At 32.5% G+C, this 18578-nt stretch carries 16 protein-coding genes; all 16 read right to left on the reverse strand.

Going from position 1 to position 18578, the window contains the following annotated elements; translation table 11 throughout:
• Positions 1–8: 8 nt before the first annotated feature.
• Positions 9–383 carry a glycine cleavage system protein GcvH gene (gene gcvH, locus AC11VW_RS06215; RefSeq protein ID WP_484300534.1) on the reverse strand — a complete coding sequence of 125 codons (375 nt, stop codon included), beginning with the start codon at positions 381–383 and terminating at the stop codon, positions 9–11.
• Positions 384–406: 23 nt separating this feature from the next.
• Complete coding sequence (acsB, locus tag AC11VW_RS06220; protein ID WP_484300535.1) at positions 407–2533, reverse strand: acetyl-CoA decarbonylase/synthase complex subunit alpha/beta; 2127 nt, start codon at positions 2531–2533, stop codon at positions 407–409.
• Between the two features lie 114 nt (positions 2534–2647).
• The gene (gene acsE / locus AC11VW_RS06225; RefSeq protein WP_484300536.1) at positions 2648–3460 is read right to left on the reverse strand and encodes a carbon monoxide dehydrogenase/acetyl-CoA synthase methytransferase subunit; all 813 of its coding nucleotides are present in this window, start codon (positions 3458–3460) and stop codon (positions 2648–2650) included.
• 50 nt (positions 3461–3510) lie between these two features.
• Complete coding sequence (gene acsC / locus AC11VW_RS06230) at positions 3511–4887, reverse strand: acetyl-CoA decarbonylase/synthase complex subunit gamma (protein WP_484300537.1); 1377 nt, start codon at positions 4885–4887, stop codon at positions 3511–3513.
• A gap of 29 nt (positions 4888–4916) precedes the next feature.
• Complete coding sequence (gene acsD / locus AC11VW_RS06235) at positions 4917–5861, reverse strand: acetyl-CoA decarbonylase/synthase complex subunit delta (RefSeq protein ID WP_484300538.1); 945 nt, start codon at positions 5859–5861, stop codon at positions 4917–4919.
• Positions 5862–5880: 19 nt separating this feature from the next.
• Positions 5881–6651 carry an ATP-binding protein gene (locus tag AC11VW_RS06240; protein ID WP_484300539.1) on the reverse strand — a complete coding sequence of 257 codons (771 nt, stop codon included), beginning with the start codon at positions 6649–6651 and terminating at the stop codon, positions 5881–5883.
• Positions 6652–6710: 59 nt separating this feature from the next.
• Entirely contained in the window at positions 6711–8102 is a 1392-nt protein-coding gene (lpdA, locus tag AC11VW_RS06245) for a dihydrolipoyl dehydrogenase (RefSeq protein ID WP_484300540.1), read from the reverse strand.
• Positions 8103–8149: 47 nt separating this feature from the next.
• Positions 8150–9031 carry a methylenetetrahydrofolate reductase gene (locus AC11VW_RS06250; RefSeq protein WP_484300541.1) on the reverse strand — a complete coding sequence of 294 codons (882 nt, stop codon included), beginning with the start codon at positions 9029–9031 and terminating at the stop codon, positions 8150–8152.
• 35 nt (positions 9032–9066) lie between these two features.
• Complete coding sequence (locus tag AC11VW_RS06255) at positions 9067–9741, reverse strand: methylenetetrahydrofolate reductase C-terminal domain-containing protein (RefSeq protein ID WP_484300542.1); 675 nt, start codon at positions 9739–9741, stop codon at positions 9067–9069.
• A gap of 26 nt (positions 9742–9767) precedes the next feature.
• Positions 9768–10640 (reverse strand): bifunctional 5,10-methylenetetrahydrofolate dehydrogenase/5,10-methenyltetrahydrofolate cyclohydrolase, encoded by an 873-nt coding sequence (locus tag AC11VW_RS06260; protein ID WP_484300543.1) that lies wholly within the window; start codon positions 10638–10640, stop codon positions 9768–9770.
• Positions 10641–10713: 73 nt separating this feature from the next.
• Positions 10714–11346 (reverse strand): cyclodeaminase/cyclohydrolase family protein, encoded by a 633-nt coding sequence (locus AC11VW_RS06265; RefSeq protein WP_484300544.1) that lies wholly within the window; start codon positions 11344–11346, stop codon positions 10714–10716.
• Between the two features lie 90 nt (positions 11347–11436).
• Complete coding sequence (locus tag AC11VW_RS06270) at positions 11437–13116, reverse strand: formate--tetrahydrofolate ligase (protein ID WP_484300545.1); 1680 nt, start codon at positions 13114–13116, stop codon at positions 11437–11439.
• Positions 13117–13266: 150 nt separating this feature from the next.
• Positions 13267–14046 carry an ATP-binding protein gene (locus tag AC11VW_RS06275; RefSeq protein ID WP_484300546.1) on the reverse strand — a complete coding sequence of 260 codons (780 nt, stop codon included), beginning with the start codon at positions 14044–14046 and terminating at the stop codon, positions 13267–13269.
• A gap of 228 nt (positions 14047–14274) precedes the next feature.
• Positions 14275–16194 (reverse strand): anaerobic carbon-monoxide dehydrogenase catalytic subunit, encoded by a 1920-nt coding sequence (gene cooS, locus AC11VW_RS06280; protein ID WP_484300547.1) that lies wholly within the window; start codon positions 16192–16194, stop codon positions 14275–14277.
• A gap of 368 nt (positions 16195–16562) precedes the next feature.
• A complete protein-coding gene (locus AC11VW_RS06285) occupies positions 16563–17474 on the reverse strand; it encodes a bifunctional enoyl-CoA hydratase/phosphate acetyltransferase (protein WP_484300548.1) in 912 nt (303 codons plus the stop codon).
• Positions 17475–17575: 101 nt separating this feature from the next.
• Positions 17576–18578 (reverse strand): tetratricopeptide repeat protein (locus AC11VW_RS06290; protein ID WP_484300549.1); only part of this gene is annotated, 1003 nt, incomplete at its 5' end.

Raw genomic sequence — 18578 nt, forward strand, 5'->3', positions numbered from 1 at the left:
TGTTTATACTACTCTAATCCTGCTTCATAAGCATCAGCGCTTAATAAATTTTCTACTTCATCAGCATCTGATAACTTGATTTTTACTATCCATGCATCATATGCATCTTCATTTATATATTCTGGTTCATCATCTAGCTTTTCGTTTATTTCAACTACTTCTCCAGATATAGGAGCTATTAAGTCAGATGCAACCTTTGAAGATTCAACAACTCCAAATTCTTCACCTAAAGTTAATTCATCTTCAACTTCTGGCATTTCAACAAACAATACTTCTCCTAATTGATCTTGAGCAAAATCAGTTATTCCTATATAAGCAAATTCACCTTCAACCTTTACCCAAGTATGTTTATTTGAATATTTTAAGCTTGGTATAACTTTCATATTTATCCCCCTAATATTCTAAATTACATTACACATTCCATAGATAATGCTGGATGACCTTTTTCTTCTAAGAAAGCTAATACTCCCTCAGAATCATTAGCTATAGTTTCATCACATATCATATCTGTGAAGTTTTCTATACCAGTCAGTTCTAAAACACTAGCATTTAATTTTTCAGCTACGTATTCTTTTAATTCTTTTGGCATCCATACTATTCTTTCTGGTCCACCTTCAGCATAAGCAAACTTTTTAGAAGATATAAAGTATCTTCCATGACCCATGAATCCTGGAGTTTGAACTCCTCCACCTGTCATAGAAGCAAGTTCACCGAATGTCATACCAACTGGAGTTATTCCTGAGAATTCTCTGTTAACTATAACGAATCCGTTTGCTTCTGGCATTATACCACATATACATTCGAAGCATCCACATGAAGTCATAGGATCTTCTAATATAGAATATAATGTAACACTTTCAACAGCACCTTGAGATATTTCAGATACTGTTTCATTAACTGATGCCCATATTCCTGTTCTGTCATCTAAACATTCACCCTTAACTATTGGTTGGCATGGTCCTGTTGGATCTAATTCTTTAGTAGCTTTAGCATCTAACCAGCTAACAGCTCCACAAAGTCCAAGTCTTTCAGGAGTAACAACACAAACGTGTGCTGGAGCGAATGATTGACAAAGGTTACAAGAATAGAATTCTTCAACACTTTCATCAACTAATGAAGCTAATCTTTCATCTCTCTTACCGTATCTAGTTATAGCTTCACCTTTTAATGCAGATACTTTCTCAGGATCTGTTATTATTGTAACTTCGCACTTATCAACAACAGATTCAAATTCATCTAACATCTTAGCATATAAAACTTCTCCTATATGTTCTAATCTAAATCCTTTTTCGTAAGCATCTTTAGATATTCTTATCCAAGACATATCTCTTTGACCAACGTGCATTATACCTTCTATATAGTTTAAGAAGTAATGTAAACGTCTTTCTAAAACTGGTTCAAAGTCGTCTTGCATTGTTTTACCAGCTATTTTAACTACTATTGCAAGTGGTAATCTTACAATACCATCTGCTTCTATTTCATCTATATTTGGACCAACAACTTCTATTTTGTGGTCTTCAACTTCACTCATTTCTTTCTTAATAACTAATTCCCAAGCTTCAGTTTTATTTCCACCAAACTCAGCAAACATGTCGTTCTTTCTTATTCTTTCACCTTCAAATGCAGCTGCAAATGATACTGGTATTGGTATTTCAGTAACTTTTATTTTTATTCCCCTAGCTTCTAAAGAAGTAGCTACAAACTTGCTATAATCTTTTTGAGTTAATAAGTTCATTGGAACTTCTAAAACTGTTTGATCAGTTATAACTGGGAATCCTAAAGCTATTGCTCCAGCTCCACAAGATACAATTAATTCACTTAATGGTCCAAATGCATTAACAAATGCAGGAACTCTCTTAGCAGTATACTCTAATAATCCTGGTAAATCTCCTGGAGTTAATCCTCCGAATATTAAAGCTGCTCTTACTGCAACTGATACTACGTGTATAACAGAAGTTACATCATATCCTAATGGTATAACTCTTAGTTCAAGACCCATCTTAACCCCAGCTTCTGTAGCTTGATCTATTACGTTTCCAACTAAGAAAGTTAATAAACCTTTAGATTGGTAGTCTTTTATAACTTTAGCTGCAGTTTCAGCATCTGGACATTCTCCAAGTACAACTGCAACCCCTGGTATATCTCCAGTAACTAGAGGTACCCCTAGTGATCTTATTATAGGGTCAGTTATATGACCTGCACAAGGCTCACTATATGGAGCTTCCATAGTTGAGTATTTTAATGCTTCTATAACTTCAGCTGCAAGAGCTGTAGCTAAACCAGAATTAAAAGCATGCTCTAATAAATGCGTTCTATTTATTAAACTTTCTATTATTCCAAGAGCCACTTCTAAATCAGCTAATGAATTCATCTTTTGTCCTGTAGCTGCATATATACATGGTAATGAATATGCTGTGTCAGGGAATGCCACCTTATGGTCTCTTCCATGTTTTTCTATCGCTTCACTTAATAACCCTTTAGCTAGTGCTAAAGCTTGATCTGATCCATTAAAAATCGTATTATATAAATTCACTCTACTTCCCCCTTTTAAGCTTCTTATATATTTTTATAGTACATAGAAAACTATGCTATATTTAAAGTTTATTAAGTATAGTTTCCTATATGTACTTCAAACGTTATTTTGGGATTATGCGTTAAATACAAATCCACCTTCGTTTAATTCTAAGTAAGAATCTGCGTATAAAGAAGCTCCATTTATTATGTCACAAGACTTTATAGTTCTCATTAATTCTTCATCACATGGATTTATTATAGCTGAGCTAAATCCATTTGCCATTGCCATAGCTAAGAATGCACTGTCTAAAATAGGTCTTATATGCTTTGGACATCCATTAGATACATTAGATAATCCTCCTGTAGTTAATAATCCCATTTCAGTCATCATTCTTATAGCTTCTAAAACTTCTACTTGCTTATCTTGCATTCCTTTTATAACTAAGCATAATGGGTCAAATAACATATCTTCTGGTTCTAATCCTGCCATTAAACCTCTTTCTAACATTTCTTGGCAGTAAGCCATACGCTCATCATTATCTCTTGGAATACCTTCTTTAGCACATAAAGCTATAACTTTAGCTTCATATTCCCCTGCTAAATCTATTAAATCTATTCTTCCACCTGCATCTGCAGAGTTTATTATTGGTTTTTCATGAGTTCTATCATATACTTTAAGACCAGCTTCTATAGCTTTTCTATTAGCAGTATCAAGTGCTAATGGAACATTGTTAAATTCTTTTTGAAGTAATTGAACTCCCCAAGCCATTAACTCTTCTCCATCTCTTTCTGCAGGTCCTATGTTGAAATCTATATAGTGAGCTCCAGCTTCTAATTGCTCTTGAGCTCTCTTTAATATTGGTGCTGGATCTCTTTCAGCTAATGCTTTTCTTATTGCTGGTGATATACAGTGTATTCTTTCACCTATAATCATAAACTTTTCCATTGTATTTATCCCCCTTTTTGTTTTAGATAGTCTAATAAGTTGTAAACTATTTAAGCGTTTGCTAAAGCTTGATCTTGCTTAGCTTTGTATTCTCTTAAGAACTTAGGTAATTCCATAGATTCTTCTGTACCTATCACTACATTCCATCCTGGTAAGCACTCTTCTATATCACCTTTAAGAACTGCAACTTTACCTGGTATTATTAAATCTCTATTCTTAGTCATTTCACCAACATTTGATTCTTTTATAAAGTTAGCTATTGAACTTCCGCCAAACTTACCTGCAGACCAAGCTGTAAGAACTGAGTATCCTCCAGCATCTGGTATTGCTAACCATACTGGTACTTTAGATCTTTCTACGTCTCCTGATACTATGAAGTAAGTTAATGCAAAGTCAACAGTAACTATTACTGGTGAATTTTCATCTGGGTTATTTATTGGATAAATTTTTGGTTCAACTCTCATTGGTTTTTGTGGGTCAGTGTATATGTTTTGTCTTAATGCAAATAATGATAATGCTTTTGCATAATCTATATCATCTATTACTATTATAGAACCATACTTAACTGTAAACATTGATGATAATGCAACTTCCATCATTGGTTTTTCCTTTGATAGTTTGTTTGCAAATACTATTGATGGGTATCCAAATGTTCTATCTTGCTCTTTTAAAGCTATTCTTCTAACTTGAACAGCATTCGTAAATGTATCTTTTATATTTTCTCCAGTTACATCTAATATTAATTCTCTATATCCTGCAGCTTGAACTAATTCAACTGTAGCATATAATTCTTCTAAACTAGATGCTTTAACTCCTAGAGCTAATTTATCTTCTTTAACTACTTCTATCATTTCTTTGTAGTTCTCTTTAGTAGCACCATATACTACTGGTTTTTTATCTTTTAATATTTCAACCGCTTCTTTAGCTATGTCTGCATCTTCACATACTAATATGTAAGCTAAATCTAATCCGCTATCTTTAACTCTATTTACTACTCTTAAGAATCCTTCTTTATTTTCGAAGTATTCTATAAGTGCCATTTCAGCTTTCATTTCTTCGCCTATTCTTACATAGTCAACAGCTTTTATGTTAGCTAATTTAGCATCTACTTGTTCATCAGTCATACATTCACAGAATGCTACAGCGTATCTGTTTCTGTTTACTAAAGTTTTTTCATGTCTGAATAATACAGTTTCTGCTCCTAATTCATATTCAGAATTTCCAGCTCCAACTTTTATACCTCTCATTAATGGTGCAGTCGCCTCTGATAATTTTGCTAATGCATCATCTGACATATGTGGACACTTACTTACTTCTACAGCTCCTGAAGCAACTTTCATACAGAAAGCCATACAAGTTGGAAATCCACAGTCCTTACAGTTTTTCTTTGGTGTTAATTTAAATATATCTAAAGCTTTTAATGCCATGATTTTTTCCCCCTAACCTTACAATTTAATTAAGCTAATGCACTAACTAATTCTTTTACAGTTTCTATTGATTCTGGATGACGAAGTATAACTGCATTTGCCCCACCAACTAAAGAACTTACTGCAGTTGATATTTCCATTGCTATACCTCTTTTTTCTACACATCCCCAAGTTGGTTCATCTTCTACACTTGCTATAGATTCTTTAACATTCCAAGTTTCAAATGAAACAGGAGTTATTATAGGCATTTGTAATGTTTTATCATTTTGACCAAATGCAGCAAGTCTAATTCTATCCATAGTTGATGCAACATACTCATATCCATAACCAACAGCTGAACAACCAACGTTCATAACTACATTTTCAGATTTTACTCCTAATTGACCTAATAATACGTTTAATTGTTTAGCTAGGTTTATATCAACAGAAGATTCCGCTGATATCTTGTGGCTATAAGCCATAGTAGCTGCTGCTCCTACTGCTTTATAGTTATCTTCAGTAGCTGATAAGAATAAACAGTTATGTCCATCTACAGCTTGAGCTACTTTTTCAAATAACTTTCCATCTTTTTCATGGTTTCCACATCCAGCTATTACTATTGGTAAACTAACAGCTTCAGCTACTTGTTTAACTACTTCAGCACATTCCTCTGGAGTTTTGTTTAATCCATTTGGATCTGCACTTTCAAGCTTTAAGCATATGAAATCTGCACCTGTATTTTCTTCAACGTGCTTAGCCCATTTAACTGGACAATTAGCAACTTCTTTATACATTTCTTTGAATGAATCAGTCCATCCATCTGGATAAACATCACTTATTTCTATTCCTACTTTTTGAGTGTTTCCAGCTTCTCCATCAAAGCTATAGAAAGGTAGCACATTTTCTCCACCTATTTTTATCGTTTTTTCTCCTGTTCCTACTTCTACTTCTGATATCTTACCAGAATATTTTTGAACAGACATCTTAAATGCCATAGTTTTTTCCCCCTTAAGCCTATTTTAATTCTAATTTAGCTATTATATTACTTATTGCCACTTTAGATTTTGAATCCTCAGGTAATTTAACTAGCGGTATGCCTGAAGAGTCATATTCATATATCATTTCATCCATAGGTACTACACCTATAAGATTTAGATTATGCTTATCAATTTCCTCTTTTATGCCTTCATTTAATATTCCATTAGGTACTTTATTCACTATTAAGTATATTTCTCCTACACTTAATTTAAGATCTCTCGCTAAATCTCTTATCCTAGCAACAGCTTGAACACTACGTCTTGAGCAGTCACTAACTAATAGAAGTTTATCTATATGTTTAGTAGTTTTTCTACTTAAGTGCTCCATTCCAGCTTCATTATCTATAACTAAATATTCATAAGCATCTGATAGTTTATCAGTTTGTTCTCTTAATATACCATTAACATAGCAATAACAACCTTCACCTTCAGATCTTCCCATTACTATTAAGTCATATCCTTCGCCTTCCGATAAGCAAGTATTCAATCTATACTGTAAATATTGAGCTTTAGTCATACCTCCTGGAAATGAATTTCCTTGTTTTTCTCTATTACTTACTTCTTCTCTTATTGCCCCTATTGTTGTATCTACATCAATACCTAATACTTCATTTATGTTGGCATTAGCATCAGCATCTACAACTAATATAGGTCCTTTTTTATTATTGATTAAATCATTAATTAAAAGCCCTGTAAGACTTGTTTTACCAGTTCCACCTTTTCCTGCTACAGCTATATTATATCCCATCCTAAGATTTCCCCCTTTGTTTAGTCAAGACAGAGCTTTTAAACTTTACTCTTATCTTTTTATGCTTTTGCTAATTTAGGAGCTGCATGAATACATTCTCCATGTACATCGTGAAGAGCTTCCATTAACCCTTCTGATAACGTTGGATGTGCATGTATAACATCTCCTACTTGCTCTACAGTTAATCCTAAATGTACAGCAAGAGATAACTCTGTTAATAAGTCTGTAGCGTGAGGACCTACTACTGAAGCTCCTATTATTTTGTCATCTTTATCTGCAAGAACTTTTATAAATCCTTGGAAATGACCTATAGCTTGAGCTTTTCCTAGTGCTCTAAAGTCAAATTGACCTACATGATACTCACAACCTTCAGATTCTAGTTGCTTTTCTGTTTTACCAACTCCAGCAACTTCAGGCTCTGTATATACACATCTTGGTACAGCTGTATAATTAACAACTTTCGACTTTCCGAAAGCGTTTTCTACAGCAATCATTCCTTCTTTAGAAGCAACGTGTGCTAAGAATGGAGTATCTATTAAATCTCCTATTGCATATATACCTTCTACATTAGTTTCAAGGTTTTCATTTACTGCTATCTTGCCTCTTTGCATCTCTATCCCTAATTCTTCAACTCCAGAGCCTGCAAGATTTGGCTTTCTACCTACTGCAACTAATGCATATTGAGCTTTTACTTGTTTTCCATTAGAAAGTGTTGCCACAACTTGATTGTCTATTACTTCACAAGTTTGAACCCCAATACCTGTTAATACTTTAATTTTATCCTTTTTGAACTGTCTCTGCAACTGTTTTGCGACATCTTTATCCTCAAATGGTAATAATTGTTCATTCATCTCCACTATAGTTACTTCTGTTCCTAAAGTTCTTAAGAATTGACCAATTTCGCAACCTATTACACCACCACCAACTATTAACATAGATTCTGGTAATTGTGTTAATCCTAAAACCTCGTCACTAGTAATTACAGTTTTTCCATCATAAGGGAACATTGGTGGCACTATTGGAACTGATCCATTAGCTAATATTATTTTATCAGCATTTATCATTTCCTTTGAACCATCTTCCTTAGTAACTTCTACAGTATTTTTATCTACTAGTTTACCAAATCCATTAACTAAGTTTACTCCTCTTTTTTCAAATAAGAATTCTATTCCACTTATTAATTGGTTTACTATTTTATCTTTTCTAGCCATTATAGCTGAGAAATCTGCTTTAATTTCACCCTCTATATTGATTCCGAAATCTTTAGCTTCTTTTATATTCATTAACATAGAAGATGATGCAAGTAATGCTTTAGTTGGTATACATCCTACGTTTAGGCAAGTACCTCCAACTCTTCTTTTCTCTATTACTGTTACTTCTGCACCAAGCATAGCAGCTTTTATAGCCGCAACGTATCCGCCTGGACCTCCCCCGATAACTGCTATTTTCATTTACTATTCCTCCATACTTAAATTAATCATTCGAACTTCAATTAATCTTATAATCCAGCAGCATCTAATATAGCAGGAACATTTTCTTCTGCTCCTATTGCCATTATATGAACACCATCACATAAGTCTTCATCGATTAATTGTTTGATGAATTCTCCTGCCATTTTTATACCTTCAGATGCCCAGTTTTCTTTTCCTGCAGCTCTTAATCTTTCTATTTGCTCGTCTGGAACAAATATACCTGGAACATTTGCATTCATAAACTTAGCCATTCCTGGAGTTTTTAAAGGTATTATACCTGCTAATATCTTACAATCCATATGTTTAGTTGCTTCTCTAAATTCTCTCATTGTCTCTATATCATAAACACCTTGAGTTTGGAAGAATTTAGCTCCAGCATTTATTTTCTTTTGCATTTTTAGTATTTGTAATTCTAATGGTGTATATCTTGGAGTTACAGATGCACCTAAGTAGAATTCTGGAGATCCTTTTAATGAGTTTCCAACTAAGTCAGTTCCCTTCATTAAAGTTTCAGCTGTTTGAAGTATTCCAACACAGTCTAAATCAAATACACCTTTAGCTTGTGGATGATCTCCAACAACAGTATGATCCCCTGTTAAAGCTAACATGTTGTTTATTCCAAATACACCAGCTGATAACATTTCACCTTGTATAGCTATTCTATTTCTATCTCTACCAGTCATTTGTAAAACTGGTTCTAATCCTACATCTTGTAATAACTTGCAAGTAGCAAGTGAAGTTGTTCTCATAACTGCAGATTGGAAATCAGTAACGTTTGCTGCGTGAACTCTTCCTACTAACGGTTTAGCACATTCTATTAAGTGAGAAAGATCAGTACCTTTTGGAGGTGCCATTTCTGTAGTAACCGCAAACTTTCCACTTTCTAATGTTTCTTTTAATAAGCTCATCAAAAAATCCCCCTTTTTTAACCTTCTAAAAACTTTTATGCTTCAGCTGAAGCTTCTTCTTTTTTCTTTATATTTAAGTGTCTTGGATTATTTTGTTTAGAATAATCTTTCATCGGTCTCATTTCTAACATATTATCTAATTGATCTATATCTTTTAATCTATTATAGATTGCTATCCAAGCACAGTCATTTTCTGAACTAACTTCACATTTACCATCTTTAGCTCCACCACATGCACCATTTATTAATCCTTTAGCACACATAGTTACTGGACATATTCCCCCTGTCCATCCAAGTTCACATTCTCCACAAGCCTTACAAGCTTCTTCGAATTCTCCAACTCTCTTCGTTTCCCCTATAAACATAGTGTTGTTTCCTGGATAAACTGGTAATTTTTTTACATTCTTAACTATAGTTTGTGTTCCGTCTCCACAAGCTAAAGATAATATAGCATCAGCTTCTTTTAATTCTTCTTTTAAATTTTTTAAATCTTTTTTAGTTTTTAAAAGATTACAAGCTGGATCTAGCATGACATATCCTAAAACATTTTTACCTTCTGCTTCTAATGCCTCTTTCATTTGAAGAACTTCTTCTTCTCCACCACTTTTACAAGTAGCTGCACATTGACTACAACCAGCTAAAATAATTTTTTGATCATTTTTTAAGAATCCTAATAATTCTTCCATTGGTTTTTTTTCAGAAATTATCATCCCTATTCCCCCCTAAAACTTCTCTCTTATTTGTTATTTTGTAGCTTACAAGCTTTAACTACATGCTTAGCAAGTATAGATGTAGTTACAGAACCTACACCTGCAGGAACTGGAGTTATCATAGATACTTTATCAATTACTCCATTAGTATCAACATCTCCACATAAGTTTCCTTCGGCGTCAACATTTATACCAACATCTATAACAACTGCTCCTTCTTTTACGAAGTCTTCTTTTACCATTTTAGCTCTACCTACTGCAGCCACTAAAACATCAGCTTCAGAAGTTACTTTAGCTAAATCTTTAGTTCTAGAGTGGCATATAGTTACAGTAGCATTTTCATTTAATAAAAGCATCGCAGCAGGCTTTCCAACTACCATCGATCTTCCTAATACTGCTACCTTAGCTCCATTTAATTGAACACCATAGTGCTTTAATATTTCAACTACTGCAGTTGGAGTACATGGTGGGAATCCTGTTGTATCACCTTCCATAACTTTTGCAGAGTTTATTGGGCTGAAACTATCTACATCTTTTTCTGGAGCTATTACGTATTTTATAGCTTCTTCATCTAATTGCTTAGGAAGAGGTCTAAAACATAATATACCATGAACATTACTATCTTCATTTAATCCTTTTAATGTTTTTACATATTCTTCTTGAGTTACATCTTCTGGTAATTCTACAACTTGAGTTTGTATTCCTACACTTTCACTTCTTTTTAATGCTCCTCTTTCATAGGCTAAATCACTTCCATTTGCTCCTACTCTTAATATAGCTAATTTAGGATTTACACCTTCTTTAACTAATTCGTTCACTTCTTGTATTAAATTTTCACTTATTTGATCCGCTACTGGTTTACCTTTTATTATTTGTCCTTTAGTTGCAGTTACTTCCATAGTTCAACGCCCCCTGAAATTTTTTATTTATATAAATATACTATTAAATAGTATCTATTTTCTTACTTAATAATTACTTTCCTAGCGCTTTTTCAACTTTAGAGTATACTTCATCACAGATTTTTACGCCTTCTTGTACTAAAGTATCTACTTCAGTTTTTACTTTATTAACATATTCTTGATCTTTTATAGAATTTATGTTGATAACTACGTTTAATTGTCCACTAAGTATAGCAGCTCTTAAACATTGAACCCCTACTCCTACATCACTTATAGCAAGTTTTGATCCTTTATCAACTAAATCTTCATGTAATTTTATTGCATCAAAGCATACTCTTACTATACTTATTGGTACTTCACAAGCTACCTTTAATGCATTTTCCATTGTTTCTTCTTTTATCTTCTTTTCTTCCTCAGTAGATACAGGAAGTCCATAAGCTTTTGAAAGAGGTAGAAAACACTCAGCATCTTGGTCTATCATGTTTAGTAAATTCTTTTCTATTTCGCCAGCATTTACTAAGATTTCTTTTACACTTTCTTCATACTCAGCGTATTTCTTCTTTCCTATTGTTAGGTTACATACCATACTACCTAAAGCCATACCTATAGCACCTACTAGCGCTGCAGCTCCACCACCACCAGGTACTGCTGATTTAGAAGCTAGTACTTCTACAAACTCAATACAACTTTTTTCTGCTATTTTCATTTTTTTATCCCCCTTGAGTGCTCTAAAGGTATTATATTATGTATACAGTAGGGTGTGGACAAACCACACTCTACTTTTTAATATACTTTATTAGAATAGTCCAGCGATTACTCCATTTTCATCAACATCTATTTTTTCAGCTGCTGGAACTTTTGGAAGTCCTGGCATTTTCATTATTTCACCAGTAAGAGCAACTATAAATCCTGCACCAGCAGAAACATTTAATTGTCTTACAGTTATTGTAAATCCTGTTGGTCTTCCTAACTTAGTTTGATCATCCGTTAAAGAATATTGAGTTTTTGCCATACAGATTGGCATCTTTCCAAATCCTAATCTCTCTAAGTTTTCCATTTCTTTTTTAGCTGCTGGAGTAAAGTTTACTCCATCTGCTCCATATATCTTAGTAGCTATTGCAGTTATTTTTTCTTCTATACTTAATTCATCTTCATAGCAGAATTGGAAGTCATTCTCTTCTTCTTCTATTAATCTTAGAACTTCACTAGCTAATTCAGTTCCACCTTCTCCACCTTTTGCCCAAACTTCAGATATAGCAACATTAACACCTAATTCTTGGCATCTTTCTTTTACTAATTTAAGTTCAGCCTCAGTATCAAGAGGGAATTGGTTTATAGCAACAACTGCAGGTAATTTAAATACTTGAGTTATATTTTCAACATGCTTTAATAAGTTTGGAAGTCCTGCTTCTAGAGCTTCTAAATTTTCGTTATTTAATTCAGTTTTAGCTACTCCACCATTGTATTTTAATGCTCTTACTGTAGCAACTATTATAACTGCAGCAGGCTTTAAATTAGCCATTCTACATTTAATATCTAAGAATTTCTCAGCACCTAAATCAGCACCAAATCCACCTTCAGTTACTACATAATCTGCAAAATGCATAGCCATTCTAGTAGCTATAACAGAATTACATCCATGAGCTATATTTGCAAATGGTCCACCATGAACAAATGCAGGTGTTCCTTCTAATGTTTGAACTAAGTTTGGTTTTAATGCATCTTTTAATAATGCAGCCATAGCTCCATTAGCTTTTAATTGTTCCGCCGTTACAGGCTCTCCATCGAAGTTGTAACCAATTATTATTCTACCTAGTCTTGCTTTTAAATCTGTTATATCACTTGCTAAACAGAATGCTGCCATTACTTCAGAAGCAACAGTTATATCAAATCCATCTTCTCTTGCTATTCCATCACCTCTAGAACCTAAACCATCAACAATATTTCTTAATTGTCTATCGTTCATGTCAACACATCTTCTCCAAGTGATCTTTCTGCTATCTATTCTTAATTCGTTTCCTTGATGCATATGGTTGTCTAGCATTGCAGCTAATAAGTTGTTAGCCGCTCCTATAGCATGGAAATCTCCTGTAAAGTGTAAGTTTATATCTTCCATAGGTACAACTTGAGCGTATCCTCCACCAGCTGCTCCACCTTTAACACCAAATACTGGTCCTAGAGATGGTTCTCTTAAAGCAACCAATACATTTTTACCTAATTTTGCTAAACCATCAGCTACACCTATAGTAGTAGTAGTTTTTCCTTCTCCTGCTGGAGTTGGATTTATAGCTGTAGTTAATATTAACTTAGCTTGTTTACCACCATTATCTTTTTTTAATAAGTTGTAGTCTACTTTAGCTTTATATTTACCATATAAATCTATATCGTCTTCACCTAACCCTAATTTTTTAGCTATCTCTCTTATATCTTGAGGTTGAGCCTCTTGAGCTATTTCAATATCAGATTTGAATCCCATAATTAAATCTCCTCCCAAAAACTAAATATTTTAATAAATTTATGTGACACTTTGTATATCTATTATTTTATTTGGAAATACTGGATGTATAATGGTATTTTTAGAGCTAACCATCAAGGTTAGTTGATGGTCAGCTTACTTGTTTTTTAATTACAGATTTTGTAATTGTAATAACTTCTCCTGTATTGCTTTTACCTGTTCTCTTGTTACTTCACTTGTGTCATATGGAGATTGATTTGCTCTATCAGAATTTATAACATCTTGATTATAATAAATAAATCCTAATGCTTCTCCTTCTTCTAAGTTGGAGATTATAAATTCTTCATCTTCTTTATTTCTAATTTTATTACCTACAACAAATACTTTTTTAACACCAATATCATTACCTAATTTTTTAACTTTTCTGTAAGTCTGTAAACTTCTTTCACCTGGTTCAACAACTACTATAAAAGCATCTACACCTTCAGCAGTTCCTCTTCCTAAGTGCTCGATTCCAGCTTCCATATCCATAACAACTACATCTTTATTTTGTAGTATTAAGTGAGAGCATAGTCTCTTTAATAGTACGTGTTCTGGACAAACACATCCAGATCCACCTGAGTCTACAGTTCCTAATGTAAGTAATCTAACACCATTATATTCTTTGCAGAAGTTTTCTGGTATATCATCTACTTTAGGGTTTAATTTAAACATTTTACCAAATGATCCTATTGATGCAGCAGTTCTATCAGATACAAAATTTTTCATTTCTGATATAGGAACTATTGAATCGTATACTTCTTTTGGAAAACCTAGTGCTAAAGCTAAATTAGCATCAGGATCGGCATCTACAGCAACAACTCTATACCCGTCTTTCGCAAACATTCTAGATAACATTGAAGAAAAAGTCGTTTTACCCACTCCACCTTTACCAGTTATTGCTATTTTCATTATTATACCACCTTTTGTCATTTACAACTTTATTTTAAGTCGTTCATTTTATGTTTTATGTTGTTTTTTTATCATTTGAGTTGCATTTTATCATAATACTTTAAATTTTTAGTTTAATTTATATTTTCGCATAAAAATTAAACTATATTTAGTTATTCTTTTAACCAATTTTATTCAATACCAGCTTTTCAAAGTAGTATGCATAGTTTTCTAATTTATATATAATTATTAAGCTTCAACTGGAACCATCATTTTTTCTTCTACTAAGTTTTCGAAGTGAACACGTTTCTTTTCTATGTCACTTATTATAGTAGCAGCTAATTCATGGCAATTTTCATTAACTGTAAAGCTTGCTCCTACTTTATCTTTTAATCCTTCAGTTAATATTTCTACTGTTCTTGATGAACCAGCTACTGGAGGCATTACTCCTAAATAAGTATCTATACCAGATGCAACAACGTAACATCCTATAGCTATTGCCTTTTCAGACATCCATTCTGGAGCTATACCTACTACTGGAAGATCACTCATATCCATATCTAAGTATTTAGCAGAAGCACTTACTAAATCTAATATACGGCTTATATCAACGCATGATCCCATATGTAGTACTGGTGGGATATCTACTAATCCACAAACTGTAGCTAAGCCTTTACCAGCGTATTTATTAGCAGCATCTTTATCCATTAATCCAGCCTTAGCAGCTGCTTGAGCAGCACATCCTGTAGTAACTACTATTATGTCATTTTTGATTAATTCTTTCATTATAGTTACGTGAGCTTCATTTGAAACAGTTTTAGCATTATTACATCCAACAACACCAGCTGCTCCTCTTAATACTCCTGATTTCAAGCAGTCTGTTAATGGTTTAACAGTTCCAGCTGGATCTATGTGAGAGTTTACAACCCTATCTAGTTGAGGTATTATAGCTTCTATACTATATCCAACAGTTGCACTTGATTTTAATTCTGGTATAAGTACTTTTGATTTATCTCTATTTTTGAAGTTTAATACAGCTTCTCTTACTATTTGTTTAGCATTTTCAAATGCCTCTTCTTCTTTGAATTCTATATAAGTTGATCCTGATATTTTTGCTTTTGGAGAAGTTGTTATGAATTTTGTGTGGTAGCAATCAGCAACTTTTGCTAATGCTGGGAATATACATTGAACGTCAACTATAAGCGCTTCTACAGCTCCTGTTATAATTGCAAGTTCTTGTTGATGGAAATCTCCTGCCATTCTTACTCCATGTCTCATTGTAACCTCATTACCTGTACAGCACATACCAGCTAAGTTTATTCCTTCAGCTCCAACTTCTTTAGCTAAAGCTACTAATTCTGGGTCTTCTGATGCTAATACTATCATTTCTGATAATGTTGGTTCATGACCATGTAATACTATATTTACTTTATTTTCTTCTAATACACCTAAATTAGCTTCTGTTTGTCTTACAGTTGGAGTACCGAATATGATATCACTAAATCTAGTACCTATCATAGATCCTCCCCATCCATCTGCCATACCTGTTCTTAATGACATATGTATTAGGCTATCTATATCAGCAGTACATCCTATATGAGTTGAATGCATTATTGTAGCTATTTCTCTATCTATAGCTCTTGGTTCTATTGCGTATTTCTTCCAAACTTCTTGTCTTTGCTCTGGTGCATTTTTTAAGAATCTTGATACTCCATGAGGTTTACCAAATTCCATTAATGCTAAATCTGCAACTTCGTGCGCTATATCATAGATATCTCTATCTTCTGTAGCTACATCCCAATCTTGTGCTAAGTCTATTAATTTTTTTTCATCTCTTATTCTATAGTTACCATCTGCACTAGTTAAAGCCATTGTATGCGCTAAATCTCTAGCATGGTCTGAATGTGCTGCTGTTCCTGCTGCAACCATTCTTGCAAAGTTTCTTCCTACTATAACGTGCTCATCAGCCCCACATAACCCTCTTGGAGTCTTTGGAGTTATTCTACATGGCCCCATTCCACATATTCTACAGCAATTACCTTGAAGACCAAATCCACATTGCGCCTTCATAGCTAATTTTCTATCGTACATAGTCTCTACGCCATCTCTTTCAGCTTTGTCTAACATGACATGGCTATTTAAATCGATAGTTAACATTTTTTTATCCATATTCCTATCCCCTTTTTTTTGATTTTTTAATCCTTAGGTGATAAAAAAATTATGTCCATTGTAAAAATTCAAATTATAAATTACCTAATTTGATTATATACTAAATTTTGCTAAATTGGTATTTTTTTGAATAAAATTTTAACAAAATTAGTTTGTAAGTATAAATTTTTTTTTACATAAAAATTTCTTTTAAGTCATATTTCCTTTTATTAAATATTTTTTATTATTAAATTTTATTTATATGTATATTAATTTAAATTTAATATTATTTTATTGATAATGTCTAATTATGTAAAACGTTTGCCTCGTTATAAGTTCTATTATATTACCAATTTATGGTTTTGTACATATCCATTTTTAAGTATTATTTATTTTATATTTCTAGCTATTAATGCTCCATATGCTATTGAGTATAATTTAGACTCATGACTATCTGCTCTTGATACTAAAACTATTGGCGCTTTTGCCCCCATAATTATTCCAGCTGACTTTGAGTTTGCCATATATGTAAATGCTTTACCTATTCCATTTCCAACTTCTATTGTTGGAACTACTAATATATCTACATCCCCTGATATTTCACTTTTGAATCCTTTTATTTCACTAGCTTCTTTAGAAACTGCAAGATCAAATGCTAAAGGTCCTTCAACTATAACATTCTCGCCAAATTTACCATCTTTGCAAGCTTTTTGCAATAAATCTGCATCTACTGTAGTTTGCATTTTAGGATTTACCTTTTCTTTAGCTGCTAAACATGCAACTTTAACTGTCTTTATACCTAAAGATTTTGCTGCTTGTATAGAGTTTTTTAATATTTTTTCTTTTTGTTCATAGTCTGGAGCTATATTCATTCCTCCATCTGTTAATAACAATAATTTGTGATATTTTTCAAGTTCATATATCATAACATGACTTAGTAAACTATCCGTTCTAAGCCCATAGTCTTTATTTAATACGGCTTTTAAAAGTACAGCTGTATCTAATAATCCTTTCATTACAAAATCAGCTTCTTTATTTGATACCAATTGCACAGCTATCTTAGCACTTTCTTCTATTGTTTCAGAGTTTATAATTTTAATATCTACTAAATTAAAATTTATCTCTTTAGCTATAGTGCGTATTTTTTCTGCTTGTCCAACTAATATAGGCTTTATTATTTCTTTTTCTACTGCATCTTTTATAGCTATTAAAACCTCGTTATCTTCTGCAGCTGCTACAGAAAGTATTACTTTGTCTTGTCCCTTAAGTTGATTTAACATGTCATTTAAATTTTTTATCATATCAATGCCCCCTTTTTATATATACTTAAATAATAGCATATTTATTCAAAAAAAGACTCCTAATTAGGAGTCTTTTCTGTTTAATTAATTAAAATTAAGTTTTATCTATATTTATCAAGTTCTGCAAGACAAGCTGCTGTTACTTCATCCTGAGGGTCTAATTCATAAGCTCTTTCTATATAATAAGTAGCATCATCTAAATCACCTTTATTTAAGTATGCCATTCCTAAATTACATAATATTTCTGGATCTTCTTTTATTTTAGCTGCTGTTTCAAAATGTTCTATAGCTTTTTCTATATTGAAACTACCTGCTTCACAAAGACCTAACTCAACCATTGTATCTACTTGATGTGGCTTAATTAATAATATCTTTTCAAAATACCTTTTTGCTTCTTCAATTTCATTCATATTTTTGTAAGCTAAACCTATCATGAATAATAAGTTCCACCAATCTGAATGTTCTTCTGCTAAAGGTAATAGTTTTTCTAAACCTTCTTCACATTTTCCTTGGAATACAAGATTATATCCTTCTTCATATTGAACTTTAAAATCCATTTTACCCATATTCTCTTGTATTTCAGCTACTAAATCAGCGTCTAAACCTAATTTTAAAGCCTCTTCCCATATTACTCTAGTTTTTAAATATTGACCCTGATTATAATAATGGTATCCTAAGTGATAATATCCAAGTGCAAACCCTTCATCTTTTTGAATAACCATCTCTAATTTAGATAGTGCTTCAAGTAAAAACTTGTTCATTGCCTCATTTTCCATATCTTTTTGATATTGTTTAGCAACTTCTTGACATACTATTGCATAATGATATAATCCTTCTATATCTTGCGGATACATAGTTATAAGAGCTTTTAAATATATTAAAGAATCTGTACATTCTCCAATATCAAAATATTTTCTAGACATATATCCCATATATGCTCTTAAATCTATGTTTATCTTTTTACTAAATGCATCTAGAAATATTCTGTATTCATCATTATTTTTAAATTGACTATCTATTCCCATTATAAATATCATTGCATCTGCTATAGACATTGCATTTATATTATCTTGAGCTTTATTTTCCTTTATTCCTTTAACTAAT

The sequence above is a fragment of the Romboutsia sp. genome (assembly GCF_056995035.1).

What these genes read in the sequence shown, in the direction of transcription:
- cooS (WP_484300547.1), bottom strand. Translation starts at nt 16,194, where the DNA reads ATGGATAAAAAAATGTTAACTATCGATTTAAATAGCCATGTCATGTTA.
- acsD (WP_484300538.1), bottom strand. Translation starts at nt 5,861, where the DNA reads ATGGCATTTAAGATGTCTGTTCAAAAATATTCTGGTAAGATATCAGAA.
- AC11VW_RS06260 (WP_484300543.1), bottom strand. Translation starts at nt 10,640, where the DNA reads ATGGAAGTAACTGCAACTAAAGGACAAATAATAAAAGGTAAACCAGTA.
- AC11VW_RS06240 (WP_484300539.1), bottom strand. Translation starts at nt 6,651, where the DNA reads ATGGGATATAATATAGCTGTAGCAGGAAAAGGTGGAACTGGTAAAACA.
- AC11VW_RS06270 (WP_484300545.1), bottom strand. Translation starts at nt 13,116, where the DNA reads ATGGGATTCAAATCTGATATTGAAATAGCTCAAGAGGCTCAACCTCAA.
- AC11VW_RS06255 (WP_484300542.1), bottom strand. Translation starts at nt 9,741, where the DNA reads ATGATAATTTCTGAAAAAAAACCAATGGAAGAATTATTAGGATTCTTA.
- lpdA (WP_484300540.1), bottom strand. Translation starts at nt 8,102, where the DNA reads ATGAAAATAGCAGTTATCGGGGGAGGTCCAGGCGGATACGTTGCGGCT.
- AC11VW_RS06285 (WP_484300548.1), bottom strand. Translation starts at nt 17,474, where the DNA reads ATGATAAAAAATTTAAATGACATGTTAAATCAACTTAAGGGACAAGAC.
- acsE (WP_484300536.1), bottom strand. Translation starts at nt 3,460, where the DNA reads ATGGAAAAGTTTATGATTATAGGTGAAAGAATACACTGTATATCACCA.
- AC11VW_RS06265 (WP_484300544.1), bottom strand. Translation starts at nt 11,346, where the DNA reads ATGAAAATAGCAGAAAAAAGTTGTATTGAGTTTGTAGAAGTACTAGCT.
- AC11VW_RS06275 (WP_484300546.1), bottom strand. Translation starts at nt 14,046, where the DNA reads ATGAAAATAGCAATAACTGGTAAAGGTGGAGTGGGTAAAACGACTTTT.
- gcvH (WP_484300534.1), bottom strand. Translation starts at nt 383, where the DNA reads ATGAAAGTTATACCAAGCTTAAAATATTCAAATAAACATACTTGGGTA.
- acsC (WP_484300537.1), bottom strand. Translation starts at nt 4,887, where the DNA reads ATGGCATTAAAAGCTTTAGATATATTTAAATTAACACCAAAGAAAAAC.
- AC11VW_RS06250 (WP_484300541.1), bottom strand. Translation starts at nt 9,031, where the DNA reads ATGAGCTTATTAAAAGAAACATTAGAAAGTGGAAAGTTTGCGGTTACT.